Below are 25,543 nucleotides of genomic sequence, written 5' to 3' on the forward strand. Positions count from 1 at the left end.
GCGCTCAAATCGCGTTACGCAGCCCCAGCTCGTAAGGGTGCGGGTCGAGATAGGTCTGGCCGCGAATGTAGTCGGAGCCGTGACGCTTGATGTAGTGGTTGATCATGCGGATGGGCACGGCGAGGTGTACGTGTCCCTGGCGGTAGTCATCGATGGCTGCCAGCAAGTCCTGCTTGGTGTCGCTGTCCAAGGCCTGCTTGAGATAGCCCAGCACATGCATCAAGGCATTGGCATGGGTCTTGCGCGTGGCGGGCCGCGACAGCGCCGCCATGAATCGCTGCAGGTAGTGACGCATGGCTTCGTCCAGCGGTCGCTGACCGGCATCGCCCAGGTAGCGGCCCAGTTCACGGTAGGCTTCCACATGGTGGGCCATCAGCAGGTACTTCTGGCGACTGTGGAACTGCAGCAGGGCGTGGTGGCTGGGGCCAACCTCGACGTGGCGCTTCCAGTCGTCGAAAGCGTAGACACGGGTGATGAAGTTCTCGCGCAGCACGGCGTCGTTCATGCGTGCCTCTTCCTCCAGCGGCAGCTCCGGGAAGTGGCGGCGCAGGGCACGCACGAAGGCGCCCGAATCGCTGTGACTGGGCATGCCATTGTCGTGATAGACCTTGACGCGCTCCAGACCACAGCTCGGCGACCCCTTCATGAGGATGAAGCCACGCAGGTGGCGATGTTGCTCCACGAATCGTTCGCTCACCTCGGCCAGGCGCCCGGTGACATCCAGACCGGGATCCTTGGTGCCCACCAGACGCGGTTCCTCGCCGGGCTTGCCGACCAGTCGAATGGGATCGCGCGGCACGCCGAGCCCGGCTTCGAGCTCGGGACAGAAGGGCTCCAGGCGAAAACGCTCGGCGAGCACGTCCAGGCAGTAGCGCGAACGTTTGTGACCGCCGTTGTAGCGCACCGGCTCCCCCATCAGGCACGCGCTGATGCCGACCGGTATGCCAGCGTCGGCCTCTAGCTGATCGGTCATCCCCTCTCCTCCCTTGCAGGTATCGCCGGCGACCGCGGCGCCGATGGCATTCTGACATAGCCGGCCAGAGCGGTCAGTCGCGGCGACGCCAACCGTGGTTCCAGCGTAAAAGACCGGCATGAGCGGGCTGCTATCTTGTAGCGGTCACGACAATCACGAGGAGTGCACGATGATCGATCTGTGGACCTGGAGCACCCCCAACGGCCGCAAGGTCTCCATTTTGCTAGAAGAACTCGGCTTGCCCTACCGCACCCACGCCGTGGACATCACCCAGGGCGAGCAGTTCTCCCCCGACTTTCTCGCCGTGAGCCCCAACAACAAGATCCCCGCGATTCACGACCCCGATACTGGCATCAGCCTGATGGAGTCGGGAGCCATCATGATCTATCTCGCCGAAAAGACCGGGCAGCTGCTGCCGAGCGCTGGGGAGGCGCGCCATCGGGTCATGGAGTGGCTGATGTGGCAAATGGGCGGATTCGGCCCCATCCTCGGTCAGGTCCATCATTTCGTGACATTCAACGCCGGCCAAGCGCCCTATGCCGAAACGCGCTTTCACCAGGAAGCCCAGCGCCTCTACGGCGTGCTCGACCAACGGCTCGAAGGACGCGACTTCGTGGCCGACGAGTACAGCATCGCCGACATCGCCATCTGGCCGTGGGCCTCACGCTTCGAGTGGCAGCGGATCGATCTCGGGGACTACCCCAACGTCAGGCGCTGGTACGTCGAGATCGCCAGGCGCCCTGCTGTGGCGCGCGGCTACCACTGCCCGAAATGGGTCAACGAGATTCCGCTGCCATGAAGGATTCGGCATCGCCGCTCCTGCGGCCATCGATTCGCATGCTATGCTTCGACATCGATCGTCAGCCAGCCACCCGTCTCGAGGAACGCCCGATGAACGACGACGCCTTCCACCAGAGCATTCGCAAACTGCTGAAAAACGTGGGTGTGAATTCACAGCAGGCCATCGAGCAAGCCGTTCGCGAGGCCCTGGCCGACGGCCGCCTGCGCGGCGATGAATCGCTGCCGGCCAGCGTGCGCGTGCAGGTGGCCGGCATCGACGTCGACCTGACGTTCAGCGATGACATCACCCTTGAGTGAGCAAGCGATGATCCACGTCGAGAAACTGTCAAAGACGTTCGCCGACGGTTTCCAGGCACTCAAGGGCATCGATCTGACGATACGGCGCGGTGAGATCTTCGCCCTGCTCGGCCCCAATGGGGCCGGCAAGACGACGCTGATCAGCGTGATCTGCGGCCTGGTCAACGCCAGCCATGGGCGAGTGCTGGTGGATGGCCACGACAACGTGCTCGACTACCGTGCCGCGCGCCAGCGCATCGGCCTGGTGCCCCAGGAGCTCACCAACGAGGCCTTCGTCACCGTATGGGACACGGTGAGCTTCAGCCGCGGGCTGTTCGGCAAACCGAAGGATCCCACCCACATCGAAAAGGTGCTGCGCGCGCTGACACTGTGGGAAAAGCGTCACAACCGCTTGCTCGAACTCTCCGGCGGCATGAAGCGTCGCGTGCTGATTGCCAAGGCGCTGGCCCACGAGCCGGACGTGCTGTTCCTCGACGAGCCCACCGCCGGCGTCGACGTGGAACTGCGTCGCGAGATGTGGGAGGTGGTGCGCGGGCTCCGCGATCAGGGGGTGACCATCATTCTCACCACCCACTACATCGAGGAAGCCGAAGAGATGGCCGAGCGCATCGGTGTCATCCGCAACGGCGAGATCGTGCTGGTGGAGAACACGCACGCCTTGATGCAGCAGCTCGGCAGCAAGGAATTGACCCTGCACCTGCACGATCCCCTGGAACGGATTCCGCCGGCCCTGGCCGGACATGCCCTGACCCTGACCGAAGAGGGCCATGCCCTCGTCTACACCTACGATGCGACGAGCCAGCAAGAGGGCACCAGCATTTCAGCACTGCTCGCCGACCTGGAAGCGGTGGGGCTGCGAGTCAAGGACTTGCACACCCGCCAGAGTTCGCTGGAGGACATCTTCGTGAGCCTCGTGCGGGAGCCCCGATGAACATCAGGAACATGAACCTGCAATCCGTCAAGACTCTCTACCTCGCCGAAATGGCGCGCAGCCTGCGTACCGTACTGCAGAGCATCGTTTCGCCGGTGATCTCCACCTCGCTCTACTTCGTGGTGTTCGGCGCCGCCATCGGCACGCGCATCAGCGAGGTGGATGGGGTCAGCTACGGCGCCTTCATCGTGCCGGGGCTGATCATGCTGATGCTGCTCACCCAGAGCGTATCCAACGCCTCCTTCGGCATCTTCTTTCCGCGCTTCTCGGGAACGATCTACGAAGTGCTGTCGGCGCCCATGTCCTACGTCGAGGTGGTGCTGGGCTACGTCGGCGCGGCAGCCACCAAGTCACTGATTCTCGGCGCCATCGTCCTGGTGACGGCGCGGCTGTTCGTGCCCTACTCCATCGAGCATCCGGTCATGATGGTGCTGTTTCTGGTGCTCACCGCGGTCACCTTCAGCCTGCTCGGCTTCATCATCGGCATCTGGGCCGACGGTTTCGAGAAGCTCCAGTTGGTGCCGCTGCTGGTCATTACGCCGCTCACCTTCCTGGGCGGTACCTTCTACTCCATCGACATGCTGCCCCCTTTCTGGCAGGGCGTGACGCTGGCCAACCCGGTGGTCTACCTGGTGAGCGGCTTTCGCTGGAGTTTCTACGGCATCAGCGACGTGAGCCCGTGGGTGAGTCTGGCCATGATCCTGCTGTTCCTGGGCTTGGCGCTGGCGGTGGTGGCCTGGATCTTTCGTACCGGCTATCGGCTCAAGCCCTGAATCTTCAGCGATGCCTATCCATTTGCAGGGGGAATACGGTCAACGGGTGACGGTAGTCTAGGCTTAGTCTGATTCGCGACAACCTCATGAGGCCGAAGATGCTGCCATCCGTCCCTCGCTCCGTCCTGCGACGCTCTCTCGTCACCCTGATCTCATCCCTTCTGCTGCTTGCGGCCTCCTCCGCCCTGGCCGAGCGAGTCAGCGTCCTGATACTCGACGCATCCGGCTCGATGTGGAACCGCATAGAAGGCGACGTCACACGCATTGAAGTCGCCCGTGACGTCATCGAGGAGTACTTCCACGACCGGGACCAGGAGGTTCCGCTCAGCGTGCTGGCCTATGGCCACAATCGGCGCGGCGATTGTGGCGATATCGAGATCGTCGCGGCCATGGGCCGCCACGATACCGAGAGCCTGGCGAGTCAGCTACGAGCCCTCAACCCGCAGGGCATGACACCCATCGCGGACAGTCTCGTCCAGGCCAGCGCGGAGATTCCCCGCTCCGCCGAAGCGGCGGACATCATCCTGGTCACCGATGGCCTGGAAACCTGTGACGGCGACCCCTGCCAGGTTGCCTCCGACCTGGCGGCGGCAGGCCTCGATTTGCGCGCTCATGTGGTCGGGTTCGGCCTGAGCCAAGAGGAGGTGCAAAACCTCTCCTGCATTACTGAGCAGACCAGCGGTCAGCTCTTCCAGACCAATTCGGGCGCCGAGCTGGCCAGCGCCCTGAGCGAAGTGGAAGCGGTCGCATCGGCCCCCGCCGAGACACGACCGGAGCCAGAGCCGGAACCGCAACCCGACGCTCATGTGTCCACGGCCGAGGAGACTCCGGCCGGTTCCGAATTCGATGTCGAGTGGGAAGGCCCCGATGACGACCGGGACTACATCACCATCGTCGAAGCCGGCGCTCCCGAAGGTAGCTATCTCGACTACACCCGTACCCAGCGCGGCTCCCCGCTGTCACTCATCGCGCCAGATGCCCTGGGTGAGTACGAAGTCCGCTATGTGCACCAGCAGAGCGAAGCCACCCTGGCCAGTCAGCCGGTCACCCTGACGCCCGTGGAAGCCAGTCTCTCGGCCCCGGACGAAGCCCCCGCCGGCTCGGTGATCGATGTGGAGTGGGAAGGCCCCGACAACCCGCGGGACTACCTCACCATCGTCGAGGCCGGCGCTCCCGAAGGTAGCCATCTCGACTACACCCGCACCCAGCGCGGCTCGCCGCTGTCGCTCACCGCCCCGGACGCACTGGGCAACTACGAAATTCGCTACGTCATCCAGCAGTCCGGCCGCACCCTGGCCAGCGAACCGATCACCTTGACCTCCGTGGAAGCCAGCCTGTCGGCCCCGGACGAGACTCCCGCCGGCTCGGTGATCGACGTGGAATGGGAAGGCCCCGACAACCCGCGGGATTACCTCACCATCGTCGAGGCCGGCGCTCCCGAAGGCAGTCATCTCGACTACACCCGCACCCAGCGCGGCTCGCCGCTGTCGCTCACCGCCCCGGACGCACTGGGCAATTACGAGATTCGCTACGTCATCCAGCAGTCCGGCCGGACTCTGGCCAGCCGGCCGATCACCCTGACCCCGATCACGGCCACCCTGGAAGTCGGGGACCCCATCGTGCCGGGCGGCGACTTTCAGGTTCACTGGGAGGGGCCGAACAATCCACGCGACTACATCACCATCGTCGAGGCAGGCGCTGAGGAAGGAAGCCACACGGATTATGTCCGCACCCAGCGCGGCTCGCCCGTGACGCTCGAGGCACCGCAAGAGCCCGGTGACTACGAAATACGCTACGTGGTGCAGCAATCGGGGCGCACACTGGCTAGCGCACCGGTGACCGTCGCAACCGGTGATGTCAGCCTGTCCATCGAAGGATCGCCGGAGACCGGCGGCGTCGTCACGGTGAACTGGCAAGGCCCGGGGCGCTACGAAGACCTGATTCAGATAGTGGAAGCGGACAGTCCCGACGATGCCCCAGCCATTCACGAGGCCAGAGCTTCCCAAGGTAGCCCCCTGCAGCTATACGCGCCCGCGTCCTCCGGAGAGTACGAACTACGCTATAAAGCCTCCGACAGCGGTGAGGTATTGGCCAGCGTTCCATTGACCCTGGAATGAGCCCCTTGTTGCCCGGCGCAAGCGGAAACCATTCAGCCACGATGCCAAATGATGCTGCGAGGTACCGTGAACGACAATCCGTTCCGTCGCCGAAAAAGGAGGATATCGGATCGTAGCAACGACTGACTGACGGGCTCGTTCTTGCTCTGTAGGCGAACTCTTACAGGCTTTGTCAGCTTTGAATGACATCCTTTCAGGCAGCTGGACGACGCTGTGTTTCCTGCCATGATTCGATTTAAGAGACGGCCATTGACATCGGCACAAAGCGCAGATGACGCAGAAGCCGTTACCAAAACTGAAGGGAAGGCAGCGGTCGACGTTGACCGCCGCCCTCAAGGATGGTGGCAGATGGGATCAGGCGTGTCCGACGCTAAGGCAAGCATGCGGCTCAACTGGTACTCCGAATTCCGCGAGCCGACCCTGGAGGCACTGTTCCAGCGCACGATGCAGGCCCACCATGCCTGCCAGCTACGCTATGCGCTGTGGTCGGCTGCCGGACTCTTTCTCGCCTTCAGCCTCGCGGATTACGCCATGCTCGGCCTGGGCGAGACGTACAGTTGGCTGCTGGCGATGCGCGTGGCCGTGGCGCTGAGCTGCGTATCCCTGGCCATGGTGACGCTCAAACGCCCAGCGCTCGCCCAGCGCCCACTACCGGTCAATGTCATCTGCCTAATTTGTCTCACCGGACTGATGGCCACCATTCCCTTGCGCCCGGACCAGATCGGCATCCACCTCGCCTCGATGATCTTCGCCAGCATGGTGCTCTACCTGTTCGTGCCCAACCGCTTTCCCTGGATTCTGATTTGGAACGTCTACCTGGCCAGCGGTGTCGTCACGGCGATGTTGATATGGTCGAGCCTGGCTCCTGGACTGATGTTCACCAGTCTGCTGTTGCTGGGTTTCGTCAATCTGCTGGGCAGCCTGACGCTGACGCGTCTCGACCGCCCGCAGCGCAACCAGTTCGCCTCGCTGCTCGAAGAGCGCGAAGCCAACCGCCAACTGCACAACGAGATCGAGGAACGTCGTCAGCTCGAGGAACGACTGCGCCATATGGCCACCACCGACGAGCTCACCGGCATCGCCAACCGCCGCCACTTCTTCGAGCTGGCCAATCGCGAGCTCAGCCGAGCACTGCGCGAGCAGACCCCACTGGCGATGTGCATGGTGGACATCGACCACTTCAAGTGCCTCAACGACCGACACGGGCACGCCACGGGCGATCGCGTGCTGACCGCTGTGGCCGACTGCTGCCAATCCGTACTCCGGGATACTGACATCATCGGCCGCTACGGCGGCGAAGAATTCGTGCTGGCGCTTCCCAACGCCAATCTGCACACAGCCGCCTCCATTGGCGAACGCCTGCGCGAAAAGGTCACCCAACTGACGCTCCCCGATGTGGACGTCCTCGGCCCGCTCTCGGTTACGGTGGGCATCAGTCGTCTCGAAGCGAACGAAACCCATCTCGATGGCGCTCTGCTACGCGCCGACCAGGCGCTCTACGCCGGCAAGACACGCGGGCGCAACCGAGTCGTGGTGGCCGACCCTCAGGTATCGTTCTTGACCGACGTAAAAGCCTCGGCGAAGCATTGAAGCGGAGAACGGTGCCCGCGCTCGACGCGACTGGTATCGTACGGAAACCCTTCGTCTTCCACCGTTTCGGCCAGTTGAAATGCCCCACCCCGATCCGCGTATTCTCCTGCGTTTGATCCGTTCCCTGCATCCGTACCGCGTGCGCCTAGCCGTGGCGGCACTGGCACTGTTGGTGGCAGCGGCCAGCGTGCTGCTGCTGGGCCAGGGATTGCGGCTGGTGATCGACCAGGGCTTTCTCGCTCGAGATCGAGGCGGGCTTGCCCAAACCCTGTCGCTCATGCTCGGGGTAGTAGGCCTGCTCGCCAGCGCCTCGGCGCTGCGCTACTACCTGGTCACCTGGATCGGTGAGCGTCTCGCCGCCGATCTGCGTCGGCAGGTCTTCGATCACCTGCTCGAGCTCGAGCCCGGCTTTTTCGAGCACGCCAGCATCTCGGCCCAGGGGCCCGGGGAGATCGCCTCGCGCCTCACCGCCGACACCAGCGTGCTGCAAACGCTATTCGGCTCATCGATCTCGCTGGCGCTACGCAACCTGGTGATGCTCATGGGCGCTTCGGTGCTGATGCTCATCGCCCAACCCTGGCTCTCGACACTGGTATTGCTGGGTATCCCGGTGACCGTACTGCCGATTCTGTGGTTCGGCCGCCGCGTGCGTCGGCTGTCGCGCTCGAGCCAGGACCGTGTGGCCGAACTCGGCCGCTATGCTGGCGAGGCGCTCACTGGCATACGCACCGTGCAGGCGTTCACGCATGAAAGCGAAGACCGCCACGACTACGGTGCCCGGGTCGAGGAAGCCTTCGATACGGCGGTGGCACGTACCCGTCAGCGGGCCTGGCTCACCGGTATCGCCATGCTCGCGGTATTCCTCGCCGTGGGGGTGATGCTGTGGCAAGGCGGTGAGGCAGTGCTTGCCGGACGCATGACAGCTGGCGAGCTGTCGGCCTTCATCTTCTACGCCGTACTCGCCGCCGGTGCCGTGGCCACCTTGGCCGAAGTGGCCGGCGACGTGCAGCGTGCCGCCGGTGCCGCTGAGCGCCTGTTCGAGCTGCTCGACGTCCAGCCTGACATCGTCGCGCCACCCAACCCCATGGCCCTCCCATCACCATTGGCCGGAAAGATCGTTTTCGAGTCGGTGAGTTACACCTATCCGAGCCGTGAAGAACCGGCCCTGAAAACCTTCGACCTGAGCATCCAGCCGGGGGAGCGGGTAGCCCTGGTGGGCCCTTCGGGCGCCGGCAAGAGCACGCTGCTCGCCCTGCTACTGCGTTTTTACGATCCGGACTGCGGTCGCATTCGCCTGGACGATATCGATCTGCGCGACCTCGACCCACGAGCCCTGCGCAAAACCATGGGCCTGGTCGCACAGGAGCCGATGCTATTCACCGGCACCGTGGCCGAGAACCTGCGCTACGGCAATCCCGAGGCATCGCCAGGTGACTTGCGAAAAGCAGCCCGCGATGCCAATGCCCTTTCCTTCATCGATGCCCTCCCCCATGGCCTGGACAGCCCGCTCGGCCCCGGCGGCGTGCAACTTTCCGGCGGCCAGAGACAACGGCTCGCCATCGCCCGCGCCCTGCTCAAGAACCCCCGTGTGCTGCTGCTCGACGAAGCCACCAGCGCGTTGGATGCCGAAAGCGAGCGTCAGGTCCAGCAAGCGCTCGACCGCCTGATGAGCGGCCGCACCAGTCTGGTGATCGCCCACCGCCTGGCCACCGTCATGGCAGCCGACCGGCTGATCGTGCTCGACCAGGGACGTCTCGTTGCCAGCGGCAGCCACGCGGAACTTCTCGAGCGCAGCCCCCTCTACCGCCACTTTGCCGAGCTGCAGTTCGGCCCGCACGCAGCTTCCCAGTCGGCGGCTTCGACGCCCATTTGAGCAGCGCACCGACCAAGGTCGCATTGTTTCTCTCACCGCTGTGAACGAGGCTGCTCCCTGTACGACACATAAAAAAGGTCCCCCGAAGGGGACCAGTAGGAGCACGCCAGCTCACTCGGTATATCGCCACCCGGTGGCGATGTGGGTCGGGGAGGCGACTCGCCTTCCCACCGCTTGTTCGCTTGCCAAGAATAAAGCGATATTCAGGCCAAAAACAAAATAATCCTTTTGATTCAAAGCCTTGAACAATAACTAATGCCAAGGCTTTGCTGTTGCTTCCTATCCTACCACGCTGCACCGCACCATCAACCGACATCCTTCCCGCCGATTGCACCATATTGGCGAAAACGCCTCCGGCTCACGGCATCCTGCCGCTCTGGTGAGCGACGTCCGCCTATAGCGAGTTCGGTAAAAGGCTGCGGAGTCCCATATGGCCAGTTCGCTTATAGATATAGGGTTCCGGATGGCCAGGATTTCCCTAGCACACCGTAAGAATGCCAGTCAGTGCTAGCTGACTGGCATTGCCCTGCAGATGTCTCGAATCACTTAGCCGGGGTTAGGAGTGGCTAGTCAGACACTGTATCAGCCGCACGCGTGAGGCGGTATTCGCTGAGCAGCCCCTTGACGATGGCGTAGCAGGCCGCCAGCAGCACCAGGGTGAAGGGCAGGCCGGTGGTGATCACTGCGGTCTGCAGGGCGACCAGGCCGCCCCCCAGCAGCAGGGCGATGGCGATGGCCCCCTCGATGATGGCCCAGAAGATGCGCTGCGTCTTGGGCGCATCGACCTTGCCGCCGGCGGTGATGGAGTCGATCACCAGCGAGCCGGAATCCGACGAGGTGATGAAGAACACCATCACCAGCACGATGCCCACGAAGGAAGTGATCGCACTGAGCGGCAACTGGTCGAGCATCTCGAAGAGCTGCAGCTCCAAGGCCGCCTCGCGCACGCCTTCGAAGCCCTGGTTGATGACCTGGTCGATGGCGGTGCCGCCGAAGGCGGTCATCCACAGCACCGACACCACTGACGGTACCAACAGTACCGCTATCAGGAATTCACGCACCGTGCGACCACGGGACACCCGGGCGATGAACATGCCGACGAAGGGCGACCAGGCGATCCACCAGGCCCAGTAGAAGGCCGTCCAGCCCTGGGTGAAGTTGGTGTCTTCACGGCCGAAGGGCATGGACAGCGCCGGCAGGTGTACCGCATAGGAGAGCAGGTTCTCGAAGAAGCCGGTGACGATCATCAGGGTGGGGCCGACGATGATCACGAACGCCAACAGCAGGAAGGCGAGCAGCATGTTGAGCTTCGACAGCTGCTGTACCCCCTTCTCGACGCCGAGCGCCACCGAGCACAGCGCCACGGCGGTGATGCCGATGATCAGCAGCACCATGGTGGTGTCACCGCCCGGTATGCCGAACAGGTAGCCGAGCCCCGCCGTGGCCTGGGTGGCGCCCAGCCCCAGCGAGGTGGCCAGCCCGAACAGGGTGGCGAAGACAGCGAGGATGTCGATGACATGCCCCGGCCAGCCCCAGATGCGCTCGCCCAGCAGCGGATAGAAGATCGAGCGCATGGTCAGCGGCAGGCCCTTGTTGTAGGAGAACAGGGCCAGGGCCAGCGCCACTACCGCATAGATGCCCCAGGGGTGCAGCCCCCAGTGGAAGATGGTGGCGGCCATGCCCAGCGAGATGGCGCCCGACTCATTGCCTGCCGCTGCGCTGAGCGGAGCCCAGTCGGTGCGCGCGCCGTTCTCCATGGCCGTGCCGCCCAGGGCGGTGCCGAAGTGGGTGATCGGCTCGGAGACCCCGTAGAACATCAGGCCGATGCCCATGCCGGCGGCAAACAGCATCGAGAACCAGCCCAGGTAGCTGAAGTCCGGTTTGGCATGCATGCCGCCGATCCTGACCTTCCCCAGGGGGGTGAAGATCAGCACGACGGAGAGGATCACGAAGATATTGGCCGCCAGCAGGAAGAACCACGCCAGGTTGCCGGTGAAGAAGCTGAACAAGGCGTTGTAGATGGGTTCGACCTGGTCCTGCAGGGCCAGCGTGATGATCACGAAGAACAGGATCACCAGCGAGGAGAAGGTAAAGACCTTGCCATGCAGATCAAGGTTGATGCCCATGGGGCTAGCAGTGATGTTGTCTTGACCGATCACGTAGTCAGTTTCGATCAGGTCGGCAGGGCCATCGGGGGCCGGAATGCCTTCAGAAGGTGGGGGGGTGGTTTCTTTCATCAACGGTTTCCTCGGTTTGTTGTTATTGCACTGTTTTTATCGCCTATGGTGCATTGTCCTCCTGCAGGGACCCCGGCCGACTCGGCGGAACTGGCCGGTGTCGTGGGTGATCAGATGTTGGAATCAGGGAAGGCAGCCTTGCGCGTGGCCATGTAGTCGAGCAGGGCCTCGTCGACCGCTGAGTCCAGGGGCGGCGCTTCGTATTCGGCGAGTAGTTTCTTCCAGCGGGCGTTGGCGCGCTGAGCCATGTCCAGGCGGCCGTCGGCGTCCCACTGTTCGAAACTGTTGTTGTCAGTGATCGGCGAGAGGTAGAAGGCGTCCTTGAAGTTGGCCTGGGTGTGCGTGCAGCCCAGGAAGTGCTTGCCGGGGCCGACCTCGCGAATGGCGTCCATGGCCTGGCCGTTCTCCGAGAGGTCGACGCCCTTGAGCAGGGTCTGCATCATGCCGGTCTGGTCGGCATCCATGATGAACTTCTCGTAACCCATGGCCAGCCCTCCTTCCAGCCACCCCGCCGAGTGCAGCGCAAAGTTGACGCCACCCAGGGTAGTGGGCAGCAGGGTGTTGGCGCTCTCGCTGGCGGCCTGGGCATCGGGCAGCTTGGAGGCAGTGAACGAACCACCCGAGCGGAAGGGCACGCCGAGACGACGGGCCAGATTGGCCATGGTGTAGAGCATCAGAGCCGGCTCCGGCGTACCGAAGGTGGGAGCGCCCGATTGCATCGACATGGAACTGGCGAAGCTGCCCAGTACCACCGGCGCCCCCGGGTTCACCAACTGTATGAAGGCCATCCCGGCCATGGCCTCGGACAGGGTCTGGGCGGCGGTGCCGGCCACGGTCACCGGCGACATGGCGCCGGCCAGGATGAAGGGAGTGACGATGCACGCCTGGTTGGCCCGCGCGTAGACCTTAGCCGCGCCCAACATGGTGTCGTCGAAGGTCATCGGCGAGTTGGCGTTGATCAGGTTGATCACGCAGGTGCGCGGCTTGTCGGTCTCAGGATCGAACCAGCGCTCGCCGAACAAGATCTTGGTCATCTCCACCGTATCCCGGGCGCGATCGGGGTGCGTCACCGAGCCCATGAAGCACTTGTCGGAGTACTTCATGTGGCTGTAGATCATGTCAAAATGACGCTTGTTGACCGGCAGATCGACCGGCTCGCAGATGGTGCCGCCGGAGTGGTGAAGGCCCGGTGACAGATAGGCGAGCTTGACGAAATTCTGGAAGTCATCGAGCGTGCCGTAGCGCCTTCCCCGGTCGATGTCGTACACGAACGGACAGCCGTAGGCGGGCACGTAAACGGTATTTGGACCGCCGATCTCCACGTTGCGTGCCGGATTGCGTGCATGCTGGGTGAACTGGCGCGGTGCGCTGTCCTGGATCAATTGGCGGCACAAGCCGCGCGGTATGCGCACCCGTTCGCCCTGTACGTCGGCACCGGCATCGCGCCAGATCTGCAGGGCCTCCTCGTCGTCCCGGAAATCGATGCCGATCTCCTCGAGGATGGTGTCGGCGTTCTCCTCGATGAGGGACAGCCCCGCGTCGTCGAGGACCTCGAAGTAGGGAATGCGGCGCGTGGCGTAGGGCGCGACCGGAGCGGTGGCGCCTTTGCCGGCGCGGCGGGCGCCTCCGGCGGTGCGGGTACGGCGGCGAGAGGTGGGGGAATCCATGGTGTTCTCCGGCGTTGTTGTTGCAGACAGTGTCGTCGCAGACAGTGTTGTTGGAGAGAGGACAGTATGCGGAGCACTGGCAGGCTGGCATTGCTCATCCAGCGACCCGCACATACCGAATTGCGTCAACCGTGGTGCAATGCCATCGCCCTGGGCGATGGTGGGTATCAGGTCGTCTCGGATGACGTGCCTCCCCAGGCCAGCGACATGATGTCGTCGGGGAAGGGGATGCCGTGCTGGCGGCAGGTGGCCTCCAGGGTGTTGAGCAGCAGGCAGGCGATGGTCATGGGGCCGACGCCGCCCGGCACTGGAGTAATGGCGCCGGCGCCCTCCCGGACGGCGGCGAAGTCCACGTCGCCGACCAGGCGCGTGCGGCCGTCGACCTCGATGCGGTTGATGCCTACATCGATGACCGTAGCGCCGGGCTTGATCCAGTCGCCCTTGACCATGCCCGGCCGGCCCACCGCAGCCACCAGGATATCGGCCTCGCAGCACAGCGCCGCGAGGTCCTGGGTACGCGAGTGGGCCACGGTGACCGTGCAGTGCTCGCGCAGCAACAGACTCGCCATCGGCTTGCCGACGATGTTGGAGCGCCCCAGCACCACGGCCCGTTTGCCGCTTAGCTCGCCCAACCGGTGCTTGAGCAGCATCAGGCAGCCGAGCGGCGTGCAGGGCACCATGCCCGAGCTCCCGGTAGCGATGTTGCCCACGTTGAGGGGGTGGAAGCCGTCGATGTCCTTGTCGGAGTGAATGGCCTGGATCACACGCGTCTCATCGACCTGGGGTGGCAGCGGCAGTTGGACTAGGATTCCGTGCACCTCGGGGTCGTGGTTGAGCCGCTCGATCAAGTCGAGCAGCTTGCCCTGGGGGGCGCTGTCGGCGAGACGGTACTCGAACGAGGCCATGCCGGCCTCGCGGGCCTGAGTGGCCTTGTTACGTACGTACACCTGACTGGCGTGATCCTCGCCAACGAGGATCACGGCCAGACCGGGGGTGATTAGATCATGCTGTCGCAACCGGCTAACCTGGCGGCCGATCTCCTCGCGAAGCCGGGCTGCCTGGGCCTTGCCATCGATCAAGGTGGACATGGTTTCTCCTCCTTTCGGGAGCCTCAGCGGAAGATGACGGTTTTGTTCCCATTGGGGAAAACACGATGCTCCAGGTGATACCGAACCGCCCGTGACAGCGCCATGTTCTCGGCATCTCGACCGACGGCAGCCAGTTGGGTGGGGCTGTACGTATGATCGACGCGTTCGACGACTTGTTCGATGATCGGCCCTTCATCCAGGTCGGTCGTGACGTAGTGAGCGGTGGCGCCAATCAGCTTGACGCCACGGTCAAAGGCCTGATGGTAGGGCTTGGCGCCCTTGAAACCTGGCAGGAAGGAGTGGTGGATATTGATGGCGCGACCAGCCAGCTCCTCGCAGAGGTTAGGGGATAGGATCTGCATATAGCGCGCCAGTACGATTAGATCGGCTCCCGTGTCTTCGACGAGGTCAAGCACCTGTCTCTCCTGCTCCTGCTTGGTCTCCGGCGTGACAGGCAGGTGATAAAAAGGAATCTCATGCCAGTCAGCAAGGCGCTTCAGGTCAGAGTGGTTGGAGACGATGGCCGGGATCTCCATCTTGATCTCACCCGTGCGCTGGCGGTACAGAAGATCATCCAAGCAGTGGTCGAACTTAGAGACCATGATAAGAACTTTCGGAGAGGTGAGCGTATCGTGTATCTCCCACTCCATCTTGTCGAGCTCAGCAACACCGTTTCCAAACTCTTCCCTGAGAACGTCTAACGGCGGAGTCACGCCTGGTGTAGAGGAAAAAACGCAGCGCACATAGAAATTACCCGTTGCGATTTCATCGAACTGCGCCAGTTCCATGATGTAGCAGTTGCGCTGGGCAAGATAGGTAGTAATGCGGGAAACAGTACCAATGGCTCCCTTGCAGCTGGCCTTCAGCACGTAGATATTCTTTCCTTCGGTCATTGCGGACATGGCCATCCCCGATAGCTGACTGTTGTTGTTGCTGTCTGCCAAGCAATGTACTCCGACCATGCCCAGGCACATGCTTGAAGACGACGCAAAGCGTCGTTGCTGCGACTGGGAAGAAAAATTGGAAGATCGAAAAATATGATGCAAATCAATTTTTTGTGAGATAACTCAGAAAGAGATTTCCGAGTGCCCGACATGACGTTTCTCGACATGAATGCGTCGCTTGGATGGATGTGGTTTGCATGCCGTATGCCTACTCTGCTCTCGCAGCCATCACCCTTGCCTTGATGGGGTGACATGACCTGGAGTGAAGCGCCATGACAGAACAGTACAACGAAGACGAAGACTTCGATCTCAACGACTTGCCGGATGACGAACTGGTCGAGCAGATGCACGATGACCTCTATAACGGCCTGCGCGAGGAAGTCGTCGAAGGTACAGACATCCTGCTAGCACGTGGCTGGAGTGCCAGCCAGGTGCTAGATGAAGCACTGGTGGGTGGCATGGCCATCGTCGGCGTCGATTTTCGCGATGGCATCCTCTTCGTACCAGAGGTATTGATGGCTGCTAATGCCATGAAAGGTGGCATGGATGTTCTCCGCCCCCTGCTGGCAGCCTCCGACTCCGAGACCATCGGCAAGATCGTGATCGGCACCGTCAAGGGCGACATTCACGACATCGGCAAGAACCTCGTGTCGATGATGATGGAGGGAGCCGGTTTCGAGGTGATCGATATCGGCATCAACATCCCGGTGGAGACCTATCTCGAGGCGCTGGAAGAGCACAAGCCGGACATTCTCGGCATGTCAGCGCTACTCACGACCACCATGCCCTACATGAAAGTCGTCATCGATACCTTGGTCGAAAAAGGCCTGCGCGACGACATCATCGTCATGGTGGGTGGCGCCCCGCTCAACGAAGAGTTCGGTCAGGCCATCGGGGCGGATGCCTACTGCCGAGATGCCGGCGTGGCAGTCGACATGGCCAAGGATCTCATCGCCCAGCATCGCGCCGCCTGAGCCGGGGAGGTCCGCCGATGTCGTCCACGTTGATCATCGCCTGCGGGGCGCTGGCCAAGGAGATCAAGGCCCTGATCACTGCCAATGGCTGGCGCGATGTGCGCCTGGAATGCCTGCCGGCGGACCTTCACAACAGGCCGGATCGGATACCCGGTGCGGTGCGGGAAAAACTGGAAAAGGTGACGGGATCGCCGCGTATTCTCGTGGCCTACGCCGACTGCGGCACGGGCGGATTACTGGACGACGTGCTGGCCGAGCATGGCGCCGAACGGTTGCCGGGGGCGCACTGCTATGACGTCTATGCCGGGGAGTCGGTGGTCGCGGCCCTCAGCGAACAGGAACCGGGCACCTTCTATCTAACCGACTTTCTCGTGCGCCATTTCGATCGGCTGGTCATCGAGGAGCTCGGCATCGCGCGCCATCCCGAACTCGCGAGTCTCTATTTCGGCCAGTATCGGCGGCTCGTCTACCTATCGCAGCGGGACGATCCCGATCTGCAGGCGTCGGCCCGGCGTGCCGCCGCACGACTCGGACTCTCCTTCGAATACCGGCATACCGGCTACGGCGAGCTGGCGACCTCCCTGGTCCGCCTGGTCTCGGAGCCGGCCGCTGTGGAGCAGGCGACATGACAACACTGACTATCGTCAGCTGGCGGGACATTCCCGCCCAGGTGATCACCAAGCAGGGCCGCAACAGTGCCAAGGTGCTGCTGTCGCTGCGCTTCCAACTCGCCATCGATCGGGCGGCCATGCGTGCCGGCAAGGGCGGTTCGGAGGCGTACATGGCCGACTGGCAGCGCAGTACGCCGCGCGAATGCGGTGACGACCTGCAGGCCGAAGCCGAGGCCGAGGCGGCGCGCCTCGAGACGCACTACGACGATGAGGCGCTCAAGCAACTGGTGCGCCAGAAAGGGCTGGCCCTGCCCGCCTGAGCAGGCGCGACGACAACAACAAAGACCATGGCCGCTGTCCCCGATCACGGGGGCGGAGGGCAAGGAGGGAGAGGATGTACAAGGTGAGGTGCTGGGTGGTTCGTCACGCCCGGCTGTTCGAATGGGTGTACCGGGGCTTCGAGCCACTGCTGGTCAAGCTGCACCCGCTGTGGCGGCGGATCGGCTATGAACGGGCCGAAACCCCGGTCAAGGCCATCGAGAAGGGTGTCAAGGGCCTGCTGTTCGATTGCCAGATGTGCGGGCAATGTGCGCTCTCCGCCACCGGCATGTCGTGTCCCATGAACTGCCCCAAGAACCTGCGCAACGGCCCCTGCGGTGGGGTCCGTGCCAACGGCCACTGCGAGGTCAAGCCAGAGATGCGCTGCGTGTGGGTCGAGGCCTGGGAAGGCAGCCGCCGGATGACGTATGGCGATCGCATCCAGGTGGTGCAGCAGCCGGTCGACTTCCGCCTGAAGAATTCCTCGTCCTGGCTGCGCGTGGTGCACCAGTTGGCCGATCAACCCCGTGAGCGCGCAGATAGCGGAGCCGTGAAATGAAGTTCGACGACGAGCCCGTACCGGGCTACTCGCTGCCGATCCTGCCGGGGCACGTCTCGCCCGGTCGCCTGGAACGCGTGCTGCGTGCCGGCAAGTTCGCCATCACCAGCGAGATCGACCCACCGGACTCCGCCGACCCGGCCGAGGTGCTCAAGCGCGCGGCGATCTTCGACGGCTACGTGGACGCCATCAACGCCACCGACGGCTCCGGTGCGCACTGCCACATGTCCAGCGTCGGGGTCTGCTCGCTGCTCACGCGAGTGGGCTACGCCACCATCCTGCAGATGTCGTGTCGCGACCGGAACCGCATCGCCATGCAGGGCGAGATCCTGGGGGCGGCAGCCATGGGCGCCTGCAACCTGCTGTGCCTTTCCGGCGACGGCGTCCAGGCCGGCGACCATCCGCAGGCCAAGCCGGTGTTCGATCTCGACTCCTTGTCGCTGCTGGAGATCGCCCGTGGCATGCGCGACGAGTGCCGATTCCAGAGCGGGCGCAAGATCGACATGCCACCGCACATCTTCCTCGGCGCTGCCGAAAATCCCTTCGTGCCGCCCCTCGAGTGGCGGCCGCATCGACTGGCCAAAAAGGTGACCGCTGGGGCGCAGTTCATCCAGACCCAGTACTGCTTCGACATTCTCCGGCTGCGCGACTTCATGCTCAAGGTGAACGACTTGGGGCTGCTCGAGGGGCCTGATCGCGTCTTCATCCTGCCCGGCATCGGCCCGCTCGCCTCGGCGCGCAGCGCCCGCTGGATCCGCGAGCACGTGCCCGGCGTGCACATCCCGGACGCCGTGATCGCGCGTCTGGAGGGTGCCAAGAACCAGAAGGAAGAAGGCAAGCGGCTGTGCATGGACCTGTTGCAGCAGATCCGCGAGGTCCCCGGGGTCAGCGGCGCGCACATCATGGCCTACCGCCAGGAGCACAGCGTAGCCGAGATCATCGAGGGCACCGGCGTACTCGAGGGGCGCAAGCCTTGGTATCCGGGACGCGACAACCCGTCGGAACTCAACCCTGAATCTCCCCATGCACTGTCGGAAGAGCCCGAGCCGATATCGGGATGATCCGCAGGCACTCAATAGCAACGACAAGACACCATCACTGAGGAAGCACCATGACCGATACCGTCATCAGCTCGCACAAGAAGGAAGTCGTGCTCGGCTTCGAACGCCCCTTCGTGGTCATCGGCGAGCGTATCAACCCCACCGGGCGCAAACAGCTGGCCGCGGAAATGGCCGCCGGCGACTTCTCCCGTGTGGTCCAGGACGTCGAGGCGCAACTGGCCCACGGAGCGCACATGCTGGACGTCAATGCCGGCATCCCGCTGGCTGACGAGCCGGCCATCTTGGCCCAGACCATCGAGCTGGTGCAGTCGCTCACCGACGTGCCGCTGTGCATCGACTCGTCAGTCATCAAGGCGCTGGAGTCGGGGCTTTCCGTCTATAAGGGCAAGGCTCTGGTGAATTCGGTGACCGGCGAGGAAGAGAGCCTCGAGGCGGTACTACCGCTGGTCAAGAAGCACGGTGCCGCCGTAGTGGCGATCAGCAACGACGAGACGGGGCTCTCCCACGATCCCGACGTACGCTTCGCCGTCGCCAAGAGGATCGTCGAGCGTGCCGCCGACCACGGCATCCCCGCCTGTGACGTGGTGGTCGATCCGCTGGTGATGCCGATCGGTGCGGTGGGAAGCGCAGGACGCCAAGTGTTCGCCCTGTGCCACCGCCTGCAGAAGGAACTCAAGGTCAATACGACCTGCGGGGCCTCTAACGTCAGCTTCGGCCTACCCAACCGCAACGGCATCAACGCGGCGTTCATGAGCATGGCCATCGCCTCGGGGATGACCTCGGCGATCACCAACCCGTTACACACGGAGATCATGACCGCGATCATGGGCGCCGACGTAATGATGGGGCACGATCCCGACTGCATGCGCTGGATCCAGAAATTCCGCGAGCCGCCAGCAGCGGGGGCGGACGGGGCCGAAGGGCGCGGACGGCGTCAGACGCGCCGTCGCCGTTCAGTGACCTGAGCGCGGATTACAGCAAGACCATAACAACGAATGACGCAAGCGCCTCCCATGAGGCGCTTCGCTCTCCTGCACGAATCCCTGGCGGACGGAGGCCCCATGTCCAATGCAGACGATGCTCTCGTAGTCTTCACCCCTTCCGGCCGCCGCGGGCGCTTCCCGGTGGGCACTCCAGTGCTGGAGGCCGCCCGCGCGCTCGGGGTCGATATCGATTCGGTGTGCGGGGGGCGCGTGCTGTGCGGCCGCTGCCAGGTCGACCTCTGCGAAGGGCACTTCTCCAAGCATGGGGTGGCCTCCTGGGCCACGCACCTCACCGCCAAGAGCGACACCGAGCAGGCCTGGGAGACGCGTCGCGGGCCGCTGCGCGATGGACGTCGGCTGAGCTGCTCGACCCAACTGCTTGGTGACGCCGTGATCGACGTGCCCGCGTCGAGCCAGGTGCATCGCCAGATCGTGCGCAAGCGCGCCGAGGTGCTCGATATCGAGCTCGACCCCATCGTGCGCCTCTACTACGTGGAGGTGCAGCAGCCGGACATGCACGTGCCCGCGTCCGACCTGCGCTGCCTCAAGGACGCCCTGGCCTACGAATGGCACCTGGCCGATCTGGAGAACGATATCCGTGTCGTCCAGCAACTGCAGGAGGCCCTGCGCAAAGGCGACTGGGGCGTGACGGTGGCGGTCTACGACGACCGGCGCCTCATCGGCATGTGGCCGGGCCTCCAGTCGCAGATCTACGGCATGGCGGTGGACGTGGGGTCGACGACCATCGCCGCGCACCTGTGCAACCTGCAGACCGGCGAGGTGGTCGCCTCCGCAGGACGCATGAATCCGCAGATCCGCTACGGCGAGGACCTGATGAGCCGGGTCTCCTACATCATGATGAACCCTGGCGGCGATCAAGCCATGACGCGCTCGGTGCGCGACGCCTTGAACGAACTCACCGTGGAACTGGCCAGCGAAGCGGACGTGCATGTCGATGCCATCCTCGAGGCGACTTTCGTCGGCAACCCGATCATGCAGAGCTTGGTGTTCGGCATCAATCCGGTGGAACTGGGTGGCGCGCCCTTCGCGCTCGCCACCGATGAGGCCATCGACGGCCTGTGGGCCACCGAGATGGACCTGGTCATCCACCCCAACGCCCGGGTCTACGGCCTGCCCTGCATCGCCGGGCACGTGGGGGCCGACACCGCCGGAATGATCCTCTCCGAGACGCCCTACCTGGGCGAGGAACTGATGCTGCTGGTCGACGTGGGCACCAACGCGGAGGTCGTGCTGGGCAACCGCCACCGCCTACTGGCCTGCTCCAGCCCCACCGGTCCGGCCTTCGAGGGTGCCCAGATCAGCGGCGGGCAGCGGGCGGCCGCCGGCGCCATCGAACGGGTGCGCATCGACCCGCTGACGCTCGAGCCGCGCTACAAGGTGATCGGCTGCGAGCGGTGGTCCGATGAGCCGGGCTTCGACGACGCCGTGGCCCCCCACGGAGTCACCGGCATCTGCGGCTCGGGCATCATCGAGGTCATCGCCGAGATGTACCTGGCAGGCATCATCAACCAGGACGGTGTCGTGCAGGGCGGCCTGGCGGCGCGCAGCGAACGCATCGTGGCCGACGGGCGCACCTACGCCTACGTGCTGCATCGCAACGACAGCCGCACCCTGGCCATCACCCAGAACGACATTCGCGCCATCCAGCTGGCCAAGGCGGCGCTCTACGCCGGTATCCGCCTGCTGATGGAGCAATTCGGTGCCGACCACGTCGATCGCATTCGTCTTGCCGGGGCCTTCGGTGCCCATATCGACGTCAAGTACGCCATGATCCTGGGGCTGATCCCCGACTGTGATCTCGACCATGTCACCTCGGCCGGCAACGCTGCCGGCACAGGGGCACGCATCGCCCTGCTGAGCCGCAAGGCACGCCGCGAGATCGAGGCGGCGGTGCGCCGCGTGGAGAAGGTGGAGACCGCCACCGAGCCGCGTTTCCAGGAGCACTTCGTAGCCGCCATGGCAATACCCCATCGCCACGATCCCTTCCCGCAGCTGCGCGCCGAGGTGACCCTGCCGTCGGCGACGGCGGAAAGCCCCGCCGCCTCGCGTGGTAGCCGGCGTCGGCGTCGCCAGCGCGCCTGAGGAGCGGCCCTAAAACCGTGTATCAATGCCCCCCACCAAAGGTGACACCCTGTGGTTAACAACATCGGACATTTATAAGAGAGGCCTCGATGGGCTATCGGCTGGGCATCGACACCGGCGGGACCTTTACCGACGCGGTCCTCCTCGACGCGGCCGATCAGGTAGTCGCGACGGCCAAGCGCCTGACGACGCGCTTGGATCTCCAAGGGGGCATCGCCGATGCCCTGGCGGCACTGCCCACCGACCTGCTGTCCCAGGTCGAGCTGGTGTCGCTATCGTCGACCCTGACCACCAATTCGGCGGTGGAAGGCAAGGGCACCCCGGTCTGCGTGCTGCTGATCGGCTATAACGAACGCCAAGTCCAGGCGACAGGACTGGTTTCGCTGCTGGGCGCCGCCAGCCTGATCCGCCTGGACGGCGGTCATGACGCAGGCGGCCATGAGCTTGCCCCTCTGGATGAGCGAGCCCTGCGCGAGACGATCATGAGCTGGAAGGAGCGGGTATCGGCCTTTGCCGTCTCGGCCTCCTTCGGCATCCGCAATCCGGCTCATGAGCAGCGCGCGGCCGAACTCGTGAATGAACTTGCCGGCAAGCCGGTGACCTGCGGCCATGAGCTGGCGGCTTCGCTGGGGGCGCCACGCCGCGCCATGACCGCGGCACTCAATGCCCGCATGATCGCCTACGTGCAACGACTCATCGAGGCGGTGCGGGGACTGTTGCACCGGCATCGAATCGTCGCACCGTTGATGATCGTGAAAGGCGACGGCTCACTGATCTCTGCCGACAGTGCCATCCTGCAGCCCATCACCACCGTGCTGTCCGGGCCGGCGGCCAGCGTCAACGGCGCCATGATGCTGAGTGGATGCCGTAGCCTGATCGTCGCCGACATGGGGGGGACCACGACGGACATCGCCGTGGTGCGCGACGGCGTACCGACGCTCGCTTTCGACGGGGCCAGAGTGGGTGACTGGCGCCCCATGGTGGAGGCCATCAAGCTCTACTCCATTGGCCTCGGCGGTGATAGTGAAGTGGCCTTCGATCCCAGTCGGGGCTTTGCCATCGGCCCTCGTCGCGTGGTGCCCATGTGCCTACTGGTTGACCAGTATCCCCAGCTGTATGAGGTGCTACTGCGCCAGCTTGGCTCACCGCCGGGCAGCAGTCACAATCGCTTCGCCATGCGTCTGCAGCACGAGGAGGCGCTACTGAACCAACTCACTCCCGATGAACATGAGGCCTGGCAGCGTCTGTCCCAGGGGCCGGTGGAAATGCTGCGTGCCGTCGAAGAGGAACGCTGGCTAGCCAGGGCGCTGACCCGTCTGGAACGCCGCGGCCTAGTGATCTTCAGCGGTTTCACGCCTACCGATGCCGCTCATGTTCTGGGAGTCTCACATCACTGGAATACCGAAGCCGCCCGCCTAGCGGCGATCATCTGGGCCAAGCGCATGCGCCGCCAATACGGACTCGGGCGCTGGCCGGAAGGCGATGCGGAAGCCCCCTCTCGCGAGGTCTTTGCCCGGGTGGTCCAGGCCATCGCCACCAAACTGATCGAGGCGGGACTGCACGATGCCGATGTCGATGCCCAGCAGGAGCGACTGGCGGCTTCACTAGCCGGACTGATCCTACGCGGCGAAGCCGGTGCCGACAAAGCACCATCGATATTCTCGCTCCATTTCGCACCGACATCGCCGATCATCGCGGTGGGCGGGCCGGCTGCCACCTACTACCCGGCGGTCGGCGAGGCACTGGGTGCCGAAGTGGTGCTGCCATCTCACGGTGACGTGGCCAACGCCGTGGGCACCCTGCTCGCCCAGGTGGTTCAGCGGGTCCACGTCTCGGTGCTGCAACCAATTCGCGGCTGTTTTCGGGTCTTCCTTCCCGAGGGCCCCTGCGACCACGTCACGCTGGAGGCAGCGTACGCCACGGCACGCCAATCGAGCGCCAAGTGTGCCGAAGCGCTGGCCTGGCGGGCCGGAGCCACCGCAGTGCAGGTGCACTTCGAGATTGATGAAAATCGCGTCAATAATGACATTGATGGAGAGATCTTCTTCGAAGCCAGGGTGACGGCCGTAGCCGTTGGGACTCCAGACCCGAATCAGAAATGACAACCTTAAAGGTCCACCATGCCTGAATGCGGGCTGACGGCGTCCCGCCTGTCTGCAGCGGCTGCGACCATGTCTGTTTCCTGGTACATGACGTGCATCGCCGGCGCGCCCGTGAGTTACCGCTGCTGATCTACCGAGTGGAACTCGACGTCCCGGTACGACGCCTGCACTGCCCTGTCTGCGGTCCGACACGGGAGCGCATCGACTGGTTGCCGGGACGCTCGCCGGTCACCACCACGCTGCGCCAGTGGGTGGAGCGTCTGGTCACGTTGCGGCCGATTCGGCATGTCGCCGATCTGGTTGGGCTGCACTGGCATACCGTCAAGAGCATCGACAAGCAGCGCCTGCAACGCGACCTACCGGCGCCGGATCCGATACGGCTGCGCCGCTTGATGATGGACGAGTTCGCCTTGCTCAACCCCGAGCAGGCGGTGAAGCAGACCAAGAAGGGCAAACACTGGTTTTCGGCATGAAGGCACATATCGGTGTCGATGCGGTCTCGGGGTTGACTCACCGTTTCGTTGCTGCGTTGAGTGCGTACCGCACTCGACATAGCATTGATCAGCGGCCCCCTAAATGTGAATTTTTGCAGACTCATGCTGCAAACGACACCTCGCGCATGCTGAGACTTTACCAGTTGCAGGAGACTAACCATGACTTCACCCCGCCTTGGCTTCATCGGTATCGGTTTGATGGGTGATCCCATGACGCGCTGCCTGCTGGCCGCCGGCTTCGACGTGACCGTATGGAACCGCTCGCCCGACAAGGCCGAGGCGCTGAGAGAGGCGGGGGCCACGGTAGCGGGCTCCATCGGCGAACTGGTGCAAAGCGTCGACGTGGTGATGTTGTGCCTGGCAAATACCGCCGCGGTGGAGTCGGTGGTGTTCGGCGACGGCGGCGTGGCTCAGTACGGGCGCACCGGACAACGGCTGATCGATTTCTCCAGCAGCGACCCGGCCGCCACGCGCGACTTCGCCGAATGGCTGGACAGCGAGTGCGGCATGCGTTGGATCGACTGCCCCGTCTCCGGCGGCGTGGCGGGGGCCGAGGCCGGCACGTTGGTGATGATGGCCGGCGGCGAGACCGATGACATCGACGCCATCCGCCCGCTGGTCGAGCCGATCTCCGCGCGACTGACCCACATGGGGCCGGTGGGCAGCGGCCAGGTGACCAAAGTGTGCAACCAGATGATCGTCGGCTGCCAGGCCGCGGTGATCGCCGAGATGGTCGCGCTCGCCGAGGTCAGCGGCGTGGATGCCGACCGGCTCACCGAGGCTCTCTCCGGCGGCCACGCCGACTCCAAGCCGTTTCAGATCCTCGTGCCGCGCATGGCGGCCAGCAACTTCGAAAAACCGCCCTGGCACCTGCGCACCCTGCTCAAGGACCTCGACATGGCGGTGGCACAAAGCCAGCGAGCCGGCAGCGCCACGCCCATGAGCGGCCTGGCTGCCCAGTTGATGCGCACTCATGCCAGCCACGGCCACGCCGAGCACGACCCGGCCACCCTGGTGGAAAGCTACCGCCAACGCGATGCCGAGTGA

21 protein-coding genes and 2 pseudogenes are annotated in these 25,543 nt (G+C 64.0%); 18 read left to right on the forward strand and 5 right to left on the reverse strand.

Annotated elements, in window-relative coordinates:
• Positions 1 to 4: 4 nt before the first annotated feature.
• The gene (locus GFD32_RS10510) at positions 5 to 973 is read right to left on the reverse strand and encodes a YbgA family protein (RefSeq protein ID WP_163576492.1); all 969 of its coding nucleotides are present in this window, start codon (positions 971 to 973) and stop codon (positions 5 to 7) included.
• 169 nt (positions 974 to 1,142) lie between these two features.
• On the opposite strand from GFD32_RS10510, the gene GFD32_RS10515 reads away from it, so the two are divergent.
• From GFD32_RS10515 to GFD32_RS10545, 7 genes are all read left to right on the forward strand, one after another.
• The gene (locus tag GFD32_RS10515; protein ID WP_163576493.1) at positions 1,143 to 1,772 is read left to right on the forward strand and encodes a glutathione S-transferase family protein; all 630 of its coding nucleotides are present in this window, start codon (positions 1,143 to 1,145) and stop codon (positions 1,770 to 1,772) included.
• Positions 1,769 to 2,071 carry a DUF6494 family protein gene (locus GFD32_RS10520; protein WP_205599094.1) on the forward strand — a complete coding sequence of 101 codons (303 nt, stop codon included), beginning with the start codon at positions 1,769 to 1,771 and terminating at the stop codon, positions 2,069 to 2,071. The genes GFD32_RS10515 and GFD32_RS10520 overlap by 4 nt, the downstream gene beginning before the upstream one ends.
• The gene (locus GFD32_RS10525) at positions 2,052 to 3,002 is read left to right on the forward strand and encodes an ABC transporter ATP-binding protein (protein WP_205599096.1); all 951 of its coding nucleotides are present in this window, start codon (positions 2,052 to 2,054) and stop codon (positions 3,000 to 3,002) included. The genes GFD32_RS10520 and GFD32_RS10525 overlap by 20 nt, the downstream gene beginning before the upstream one ends.
• 11 nt (positions 3,003 to 3,013) lie before the next feature.
• Complete coding sequence (locus GFD32_RS10530; RefSeq protein WP_163576767.1) at positions 3,014 to 3,775, forward strand: ABC transporter permease; 762 nt, start codon at positions 3,014 to 3,016, stop codon at positions 3,773 to 3,775.
• 98 nt (positions 3,776 to 3,873) lie between these two features.
• The gene (locus GFD32_RS10535) at positions 3,874 to 5,892 is read left to right on the forward strand and encodes a vWA domain-containing protein (RefSeq protein ID WP_163576494.1); all 2,019 of its coding nucleotides are present in this window, start codon (positions 3,874 to 3,876) and stop codon (positions 5,890 to 5,892) included.
• A gap of 360 nt (positions 5,893 to 6,252) precedes the next feature.
• Positions 6,253 to 7,482, forward strand: a complete 1,230-nt coding sequence (locus GFD32_RS10540; protein WP_163576495.1) for a GGDEF domain-containing protein — start codon at positions 6,253 to 6,255, stop codon at positions 7,480 to 7,482.
• A gap of 79 nt (positions 7,483 to 7,561) precedes the next feature.
• Positions 7,562 to 9,355 (forward strand): ABC transporter transmembrane domain-containing protein, encoded by a 1,794-nt coding sequence (locus GFD32_RS10545; protein ID WP_163576496.1) that lies wholly within the window; start codon positions 7,562 to 7,564, stop codon positions 9,353 to 9,355.
• Positions 9,356 to 9,921: 566 nt separating this feature from the next.
• On the opposite strand, the gene GFD32_RS10550 is transcribed toward GFD32_RS10545, so the two are convergent.
• From GFD32_RS10550 to purU, 4 genes are all read right to left on the reverse strand, one after another.
• The gene (locus GFD32_RS10550; protein WP_163576497.1) at positions 9,922 to 11,592 is read right to left on the reverse strand and encodes a BCCT family transporter; all 1,671 of its coding nucleotides are present in this window, start codon (positions 11,590 to 11,592) and stop codon (positions 9,922 to 9,924) included.
• 110 nt (positions 11,593 to 11,702) lie between these two features.
• A complete protein-coding gene (locus GFD32_RS10555) occupies positions 11,703 to 13,259 on the reverse strand; it encodes a trimethylamine methyltransferase family protein (protein ID WP_163576498.1) in 1,557 nt (518 codons plus the stop codon).
• A gap of 167 nt (positions 13,260 to 13,426) precedes the next feature.
• Complete coding sequence (folD, locus tag GFD32_RS10560) at positions 13,427 to 14,347, reverse strand: bifunctional methylenetetrahydrofolate dehydrogenase/methenyltetrahydrofolate cyclohydrolase FolD (RefSeq protein ID WP_163576499.1); 921 nt, start codon at positions 14,345 to 14,347, stop codon at positions 13,427 to 13,429.
• Positions 14,348 to 14,370: 23 nt separating this feature from the next.
• Positions 14,371 to 15,291 carry a formyltetrahydrofolate deformylase gene (gene purU, locus GFD32_RS10565; RefSeq protein ID WP_320416212.1) on the reverse strand — a complete coding sequence of 307 codons (921 nt, stop codon included), beginning with the start codon at positions 15,289 to 15,291 and terminating at the stop codon, positions 14,371 to 14,373.
• Between the two features lie 272 nt (positions 15,292 to 15,563).
• Between purU and GFD32_RS10570 the strand changes: the two genes are divergently transcribed.
• The 11 genes and pseudogenes from GFD32_RS10570 to GFD32_RS10615 all read left to right on the forward strand — a co-directional run bounded on the left by GFD32_RS10570 (position 15,564) and on the right by GFD32_RS10615 (position 25,543).
• Positions 15,564 to 16,265 (forward strand): corrinoid protein, encoded by a 702-nt coding sequence (locus tag GFD32_RS10570; RefSeq protein ID WP_163576500.1) that lies wholly within the window; start codon positions 15,564 to 15,566, stop codon positions 16,263 to 16,265.
• A gap of 17 nt (positions 16,266 to 16,282) precedes the next feature.
• On the forward strand, positions 16,283 to 16,894 hold the full coding sequence (locus GFD32_RS10575) for a DUF1638 domain-containing protein (protein ID WP_163576501.1): 612 nt from the start codon (positions 16,283 to 16,285) through the stop codon (positions 16,892 to 16,894).
• Positions 16,891 to 17,196, forward strand: a complete 306-nt coding sequence (locus GFD32_RS10580) for a virulence factor (protein ID WP_163576502.1) — start codon at positions 16,891 to 16,893, stop codon at positions 17,194 to 17,196. The genes GFD32_RS10575 and GFD32_RS10580 overlap by 4 nt, the downstream gene beginning before the upstream one ends.
• 74 nt (positions 17,197 to 17,270) lie before the next feature.
• Positions 17,271 to 17,753, forward strand: a complete 483-nt coding sequence (locus GFD32_RS10585) for a methylenetetrahydrofolate reductase C-terminal domain-containing protein (protein ID WP_163576503.1) — start codon at positions 17,271 to 17,273, stop codon at positions 17,751 to 17,753.
• On the forward strand, positions 17,750 to 18,814 hold the full coding sequence (locus tag GFD32_RS10590; protein WP_163576504.1) for a methylenetetrahydrofolate reductase: 1,065 nt from the start codon (positions 17,750 to 17,752) through the stop codon (positions 18,812 to 18,814). The genes GFD32_RS10585 and GFD32_RS10590 overlap by 4 nt, the downstream gene beginning before the upstream one ends.
• Before the next feature lie 50 nt (positions 18,815 to 18,864).
• A complete protein-coding gene (locus GFD32_RS10595) occupies positions 18,865 to 19,779 on the forward strand; it encodes a dihydropteroate synthase (protein ID WP_163576505.1) in 915 nt (304 codons plus the stop codon).
• A 96-nt stretch (positions 19,780 to 19,875) separates the two neighbouring features.
• Positions 19,876 to 21,900 (forward strand): ASKHA domain-containing protein, encoded by a 2,025-nt coding sequence (locus GFD32_RS10600; protein ID WP_163576506.1) that lies wholly within the window; start codon positions 19,876 to 19,878, stop codon positions 21,898 to 21,900.
• A gap of 89 nt (positions 21,901 to 21,989) precedes the next feature.
• On the forward strand, positions 21,990 to 24,002 hold the full coding sequence (locus GFD32_RS10605; RefSeq protein ID WP_163576507.1) for a hydantoinase/oxoprolinase N-terminal domain-containing protein: 2,013 nt from the start codon (positions 21,990 to 21,992) through the stop codon (positions 24,000 to 24,002).
• 26 nt (positions 24,003 to 24,028) lie between these two features.
• A pseudogene (locus GFD32_RS10610) lies at positions 24,029 to 24,334 on the forward strand (helix-turn-helix domain-containing protein); the annotation flags it as partial.
• Between the two features lie 99 nt (positions 24,335 to 24,433).
• Positions 24,434 to 24,540, forward strand: a pseudogene (locus GFD32_RS20130) (IS5/IS1182 family transposase); the annotation flags it as partial.
• A gap of 115 nt (positions 24,541 to 24,655) precedes the next feature.
• Entirely contained in the window at positions 24,656 to 25,543 is an 888-nt protein-coding gene (locus GFD32_RS10615; RefSeq protein WP_163576508.1) for an NAD(P)-dependent oxidoreductase, read from the forward strand.

It is taken from the genome of Halomonas faecis, assembly GCF_010993975.1.
Classification (GTDB): domain Bacteria; phylum Pseudomonadota; class Gammaproteobacteria; order Pseudomonadales; family Halomonadaceae; genus Halomonas; species Halomonas faecis.

What these genes read in the sequence shown, in the direction of transcription:
- GFD32_RS10605 (WP_163576507.1), top strand. Translation starts at nt 21,990, where the DNA reads ATGGGCTATCGGCTGGGCATCGACACCGGCGGGACCTTTACCGACGCG.
- GFD32_RS10570 (WP_163576500.1), top strand. Translation starts at nt 15,564, where the DNA reads ATGACAGAACAGTACAACGAAGACGAAGACTTCGATCTCAACGACTTG.
- GFD32_RS10590 (WP_163576504.1), top strand. Translation starts at nt 17,750, where the DNA reads ATGAAGTTCGACGACGAGCCCGTACCGGGCTACTCGCTGCCGATCCTG.
- GFD32_RS10555 (WP_163576498.1), bottom strand. Translation starts at nt 13,259, where the DNA reads ATGGATTCCCCCACCTCTCGCCGCCGTACCCGCACCGCCGGAGGCGCC.
- GFD32_RS10515 (WP_163576493.1), top strand. Translation starts at nt 1,143, where the DNA reads ATGATCGATCTGTGGACCTGGAGCACCCCCAACGGCCGCAAGGTCTCC.
- GFD32_RS10530 (WP_163576767.1), top strand. Translation starts at nt 3,014, where the DNA reads ATGAACCTGCAATCCGTCAAGACTCTCTACCTCGCCGAAATGGCGCGC.
- GFD32_RS10550 (WP_163576497.1), bottom strand. Translation starts at nt 11,592, where the DNA reads ATGAAAGAAACCACCCCCCCACCTTCTGAAGGCATTCCGGCCCCCGAT.
- GFD32_RS10600 (WP_163576506.1), top strand. Translation starts at nt 19,876, where the DNA reads ATGTCCAATGCAGACGATGCTCTCGTAGTCTTCACCCCTTCCGGCCGC.
- GFD32_RS10535 (WP_163576494.1), top strand. Translation starts at nt 3,874, where the DNA reads ATGCTGCCATCCGTCCCTCGCTCCGTCCTGCGACGCTCTCTCGTCACC.
- GFD32_RS10520 (WP_205599094.1), top strand. Translation starts at nt 1,769, where the DNA reads ATGAAGGATTCGGCATCGCCGCTCCTGCGGCCATCGATTCGCATGCTA.
- GFD32_RS10545 (WP_163576496.1), top strand. Translation starts at nt 7,562, where the DNA reads ATGCCCCACCCCGATCCGCGTATTCTCCTGCGTTTGATCCGTTCCCTG.
- GFD32_RS10615 (WP_163576508.1), top strand. Translation starts at nt 24,656, where the DNA reads ATGACTTCACCCCGCCTTGGCTTCATCGGTATCGGTTTGATGGGTGAT.
- GFD32_RS10525 (WP_205599096.1), top strand. Translation starts at nt 2,052, where the DNA reads ATGACATCACCCTTGAGTGAGCAAGCGATGATCCACGTCGAGAAACTG.
- GFD32_RS10585 (WP_163576503.1), top strand. Translation starts at nt 17,271, where the DNA reads ATGTACAAGGTGAGGTGCTGGGTGGTTCGTCACGCCCGGCTGTTCGAA.
- GFD32_RS10510 (WP_163576492.1), bottom strand. Translation starts at nt 973, where the DNA reads ATGACCGATCAGCTAGAGGCCGACGCTGGCATACCGGTCGGCATCAGC.
- GFD32_RS10595 (WP_163576505.1), top strand. Translation starts at nt 18,865, where the DNA reads ATGACCGATACCGTCATCAGCTCGCACAAGAAGGAAGTCGTGCTCGGC.
- GFD32_RS10580 (WP_163576502.1), top strand. Translation starts at nt 16,891, where the DNA reads ATGACAACACTGACTATCGTCAGCTGGCGGGACATTCCCGCCCAGGTG.
- folD (WP_163576499.1), bottom strand. Translation starts at nt 14,347, where the DNA reads ATGTCCACCTTGATCGATGGCAAGGCCCAGGCAGCCCGGCTTCGCGAG.
- GFD32_RS10575 (WP_163576501.1), top strand. Translation starts at nt 16,283, where the DNA reads ATGTCGTCCACGTTGATCATCGCCTGCGGGGCGCTGGCCAAGGAGATC.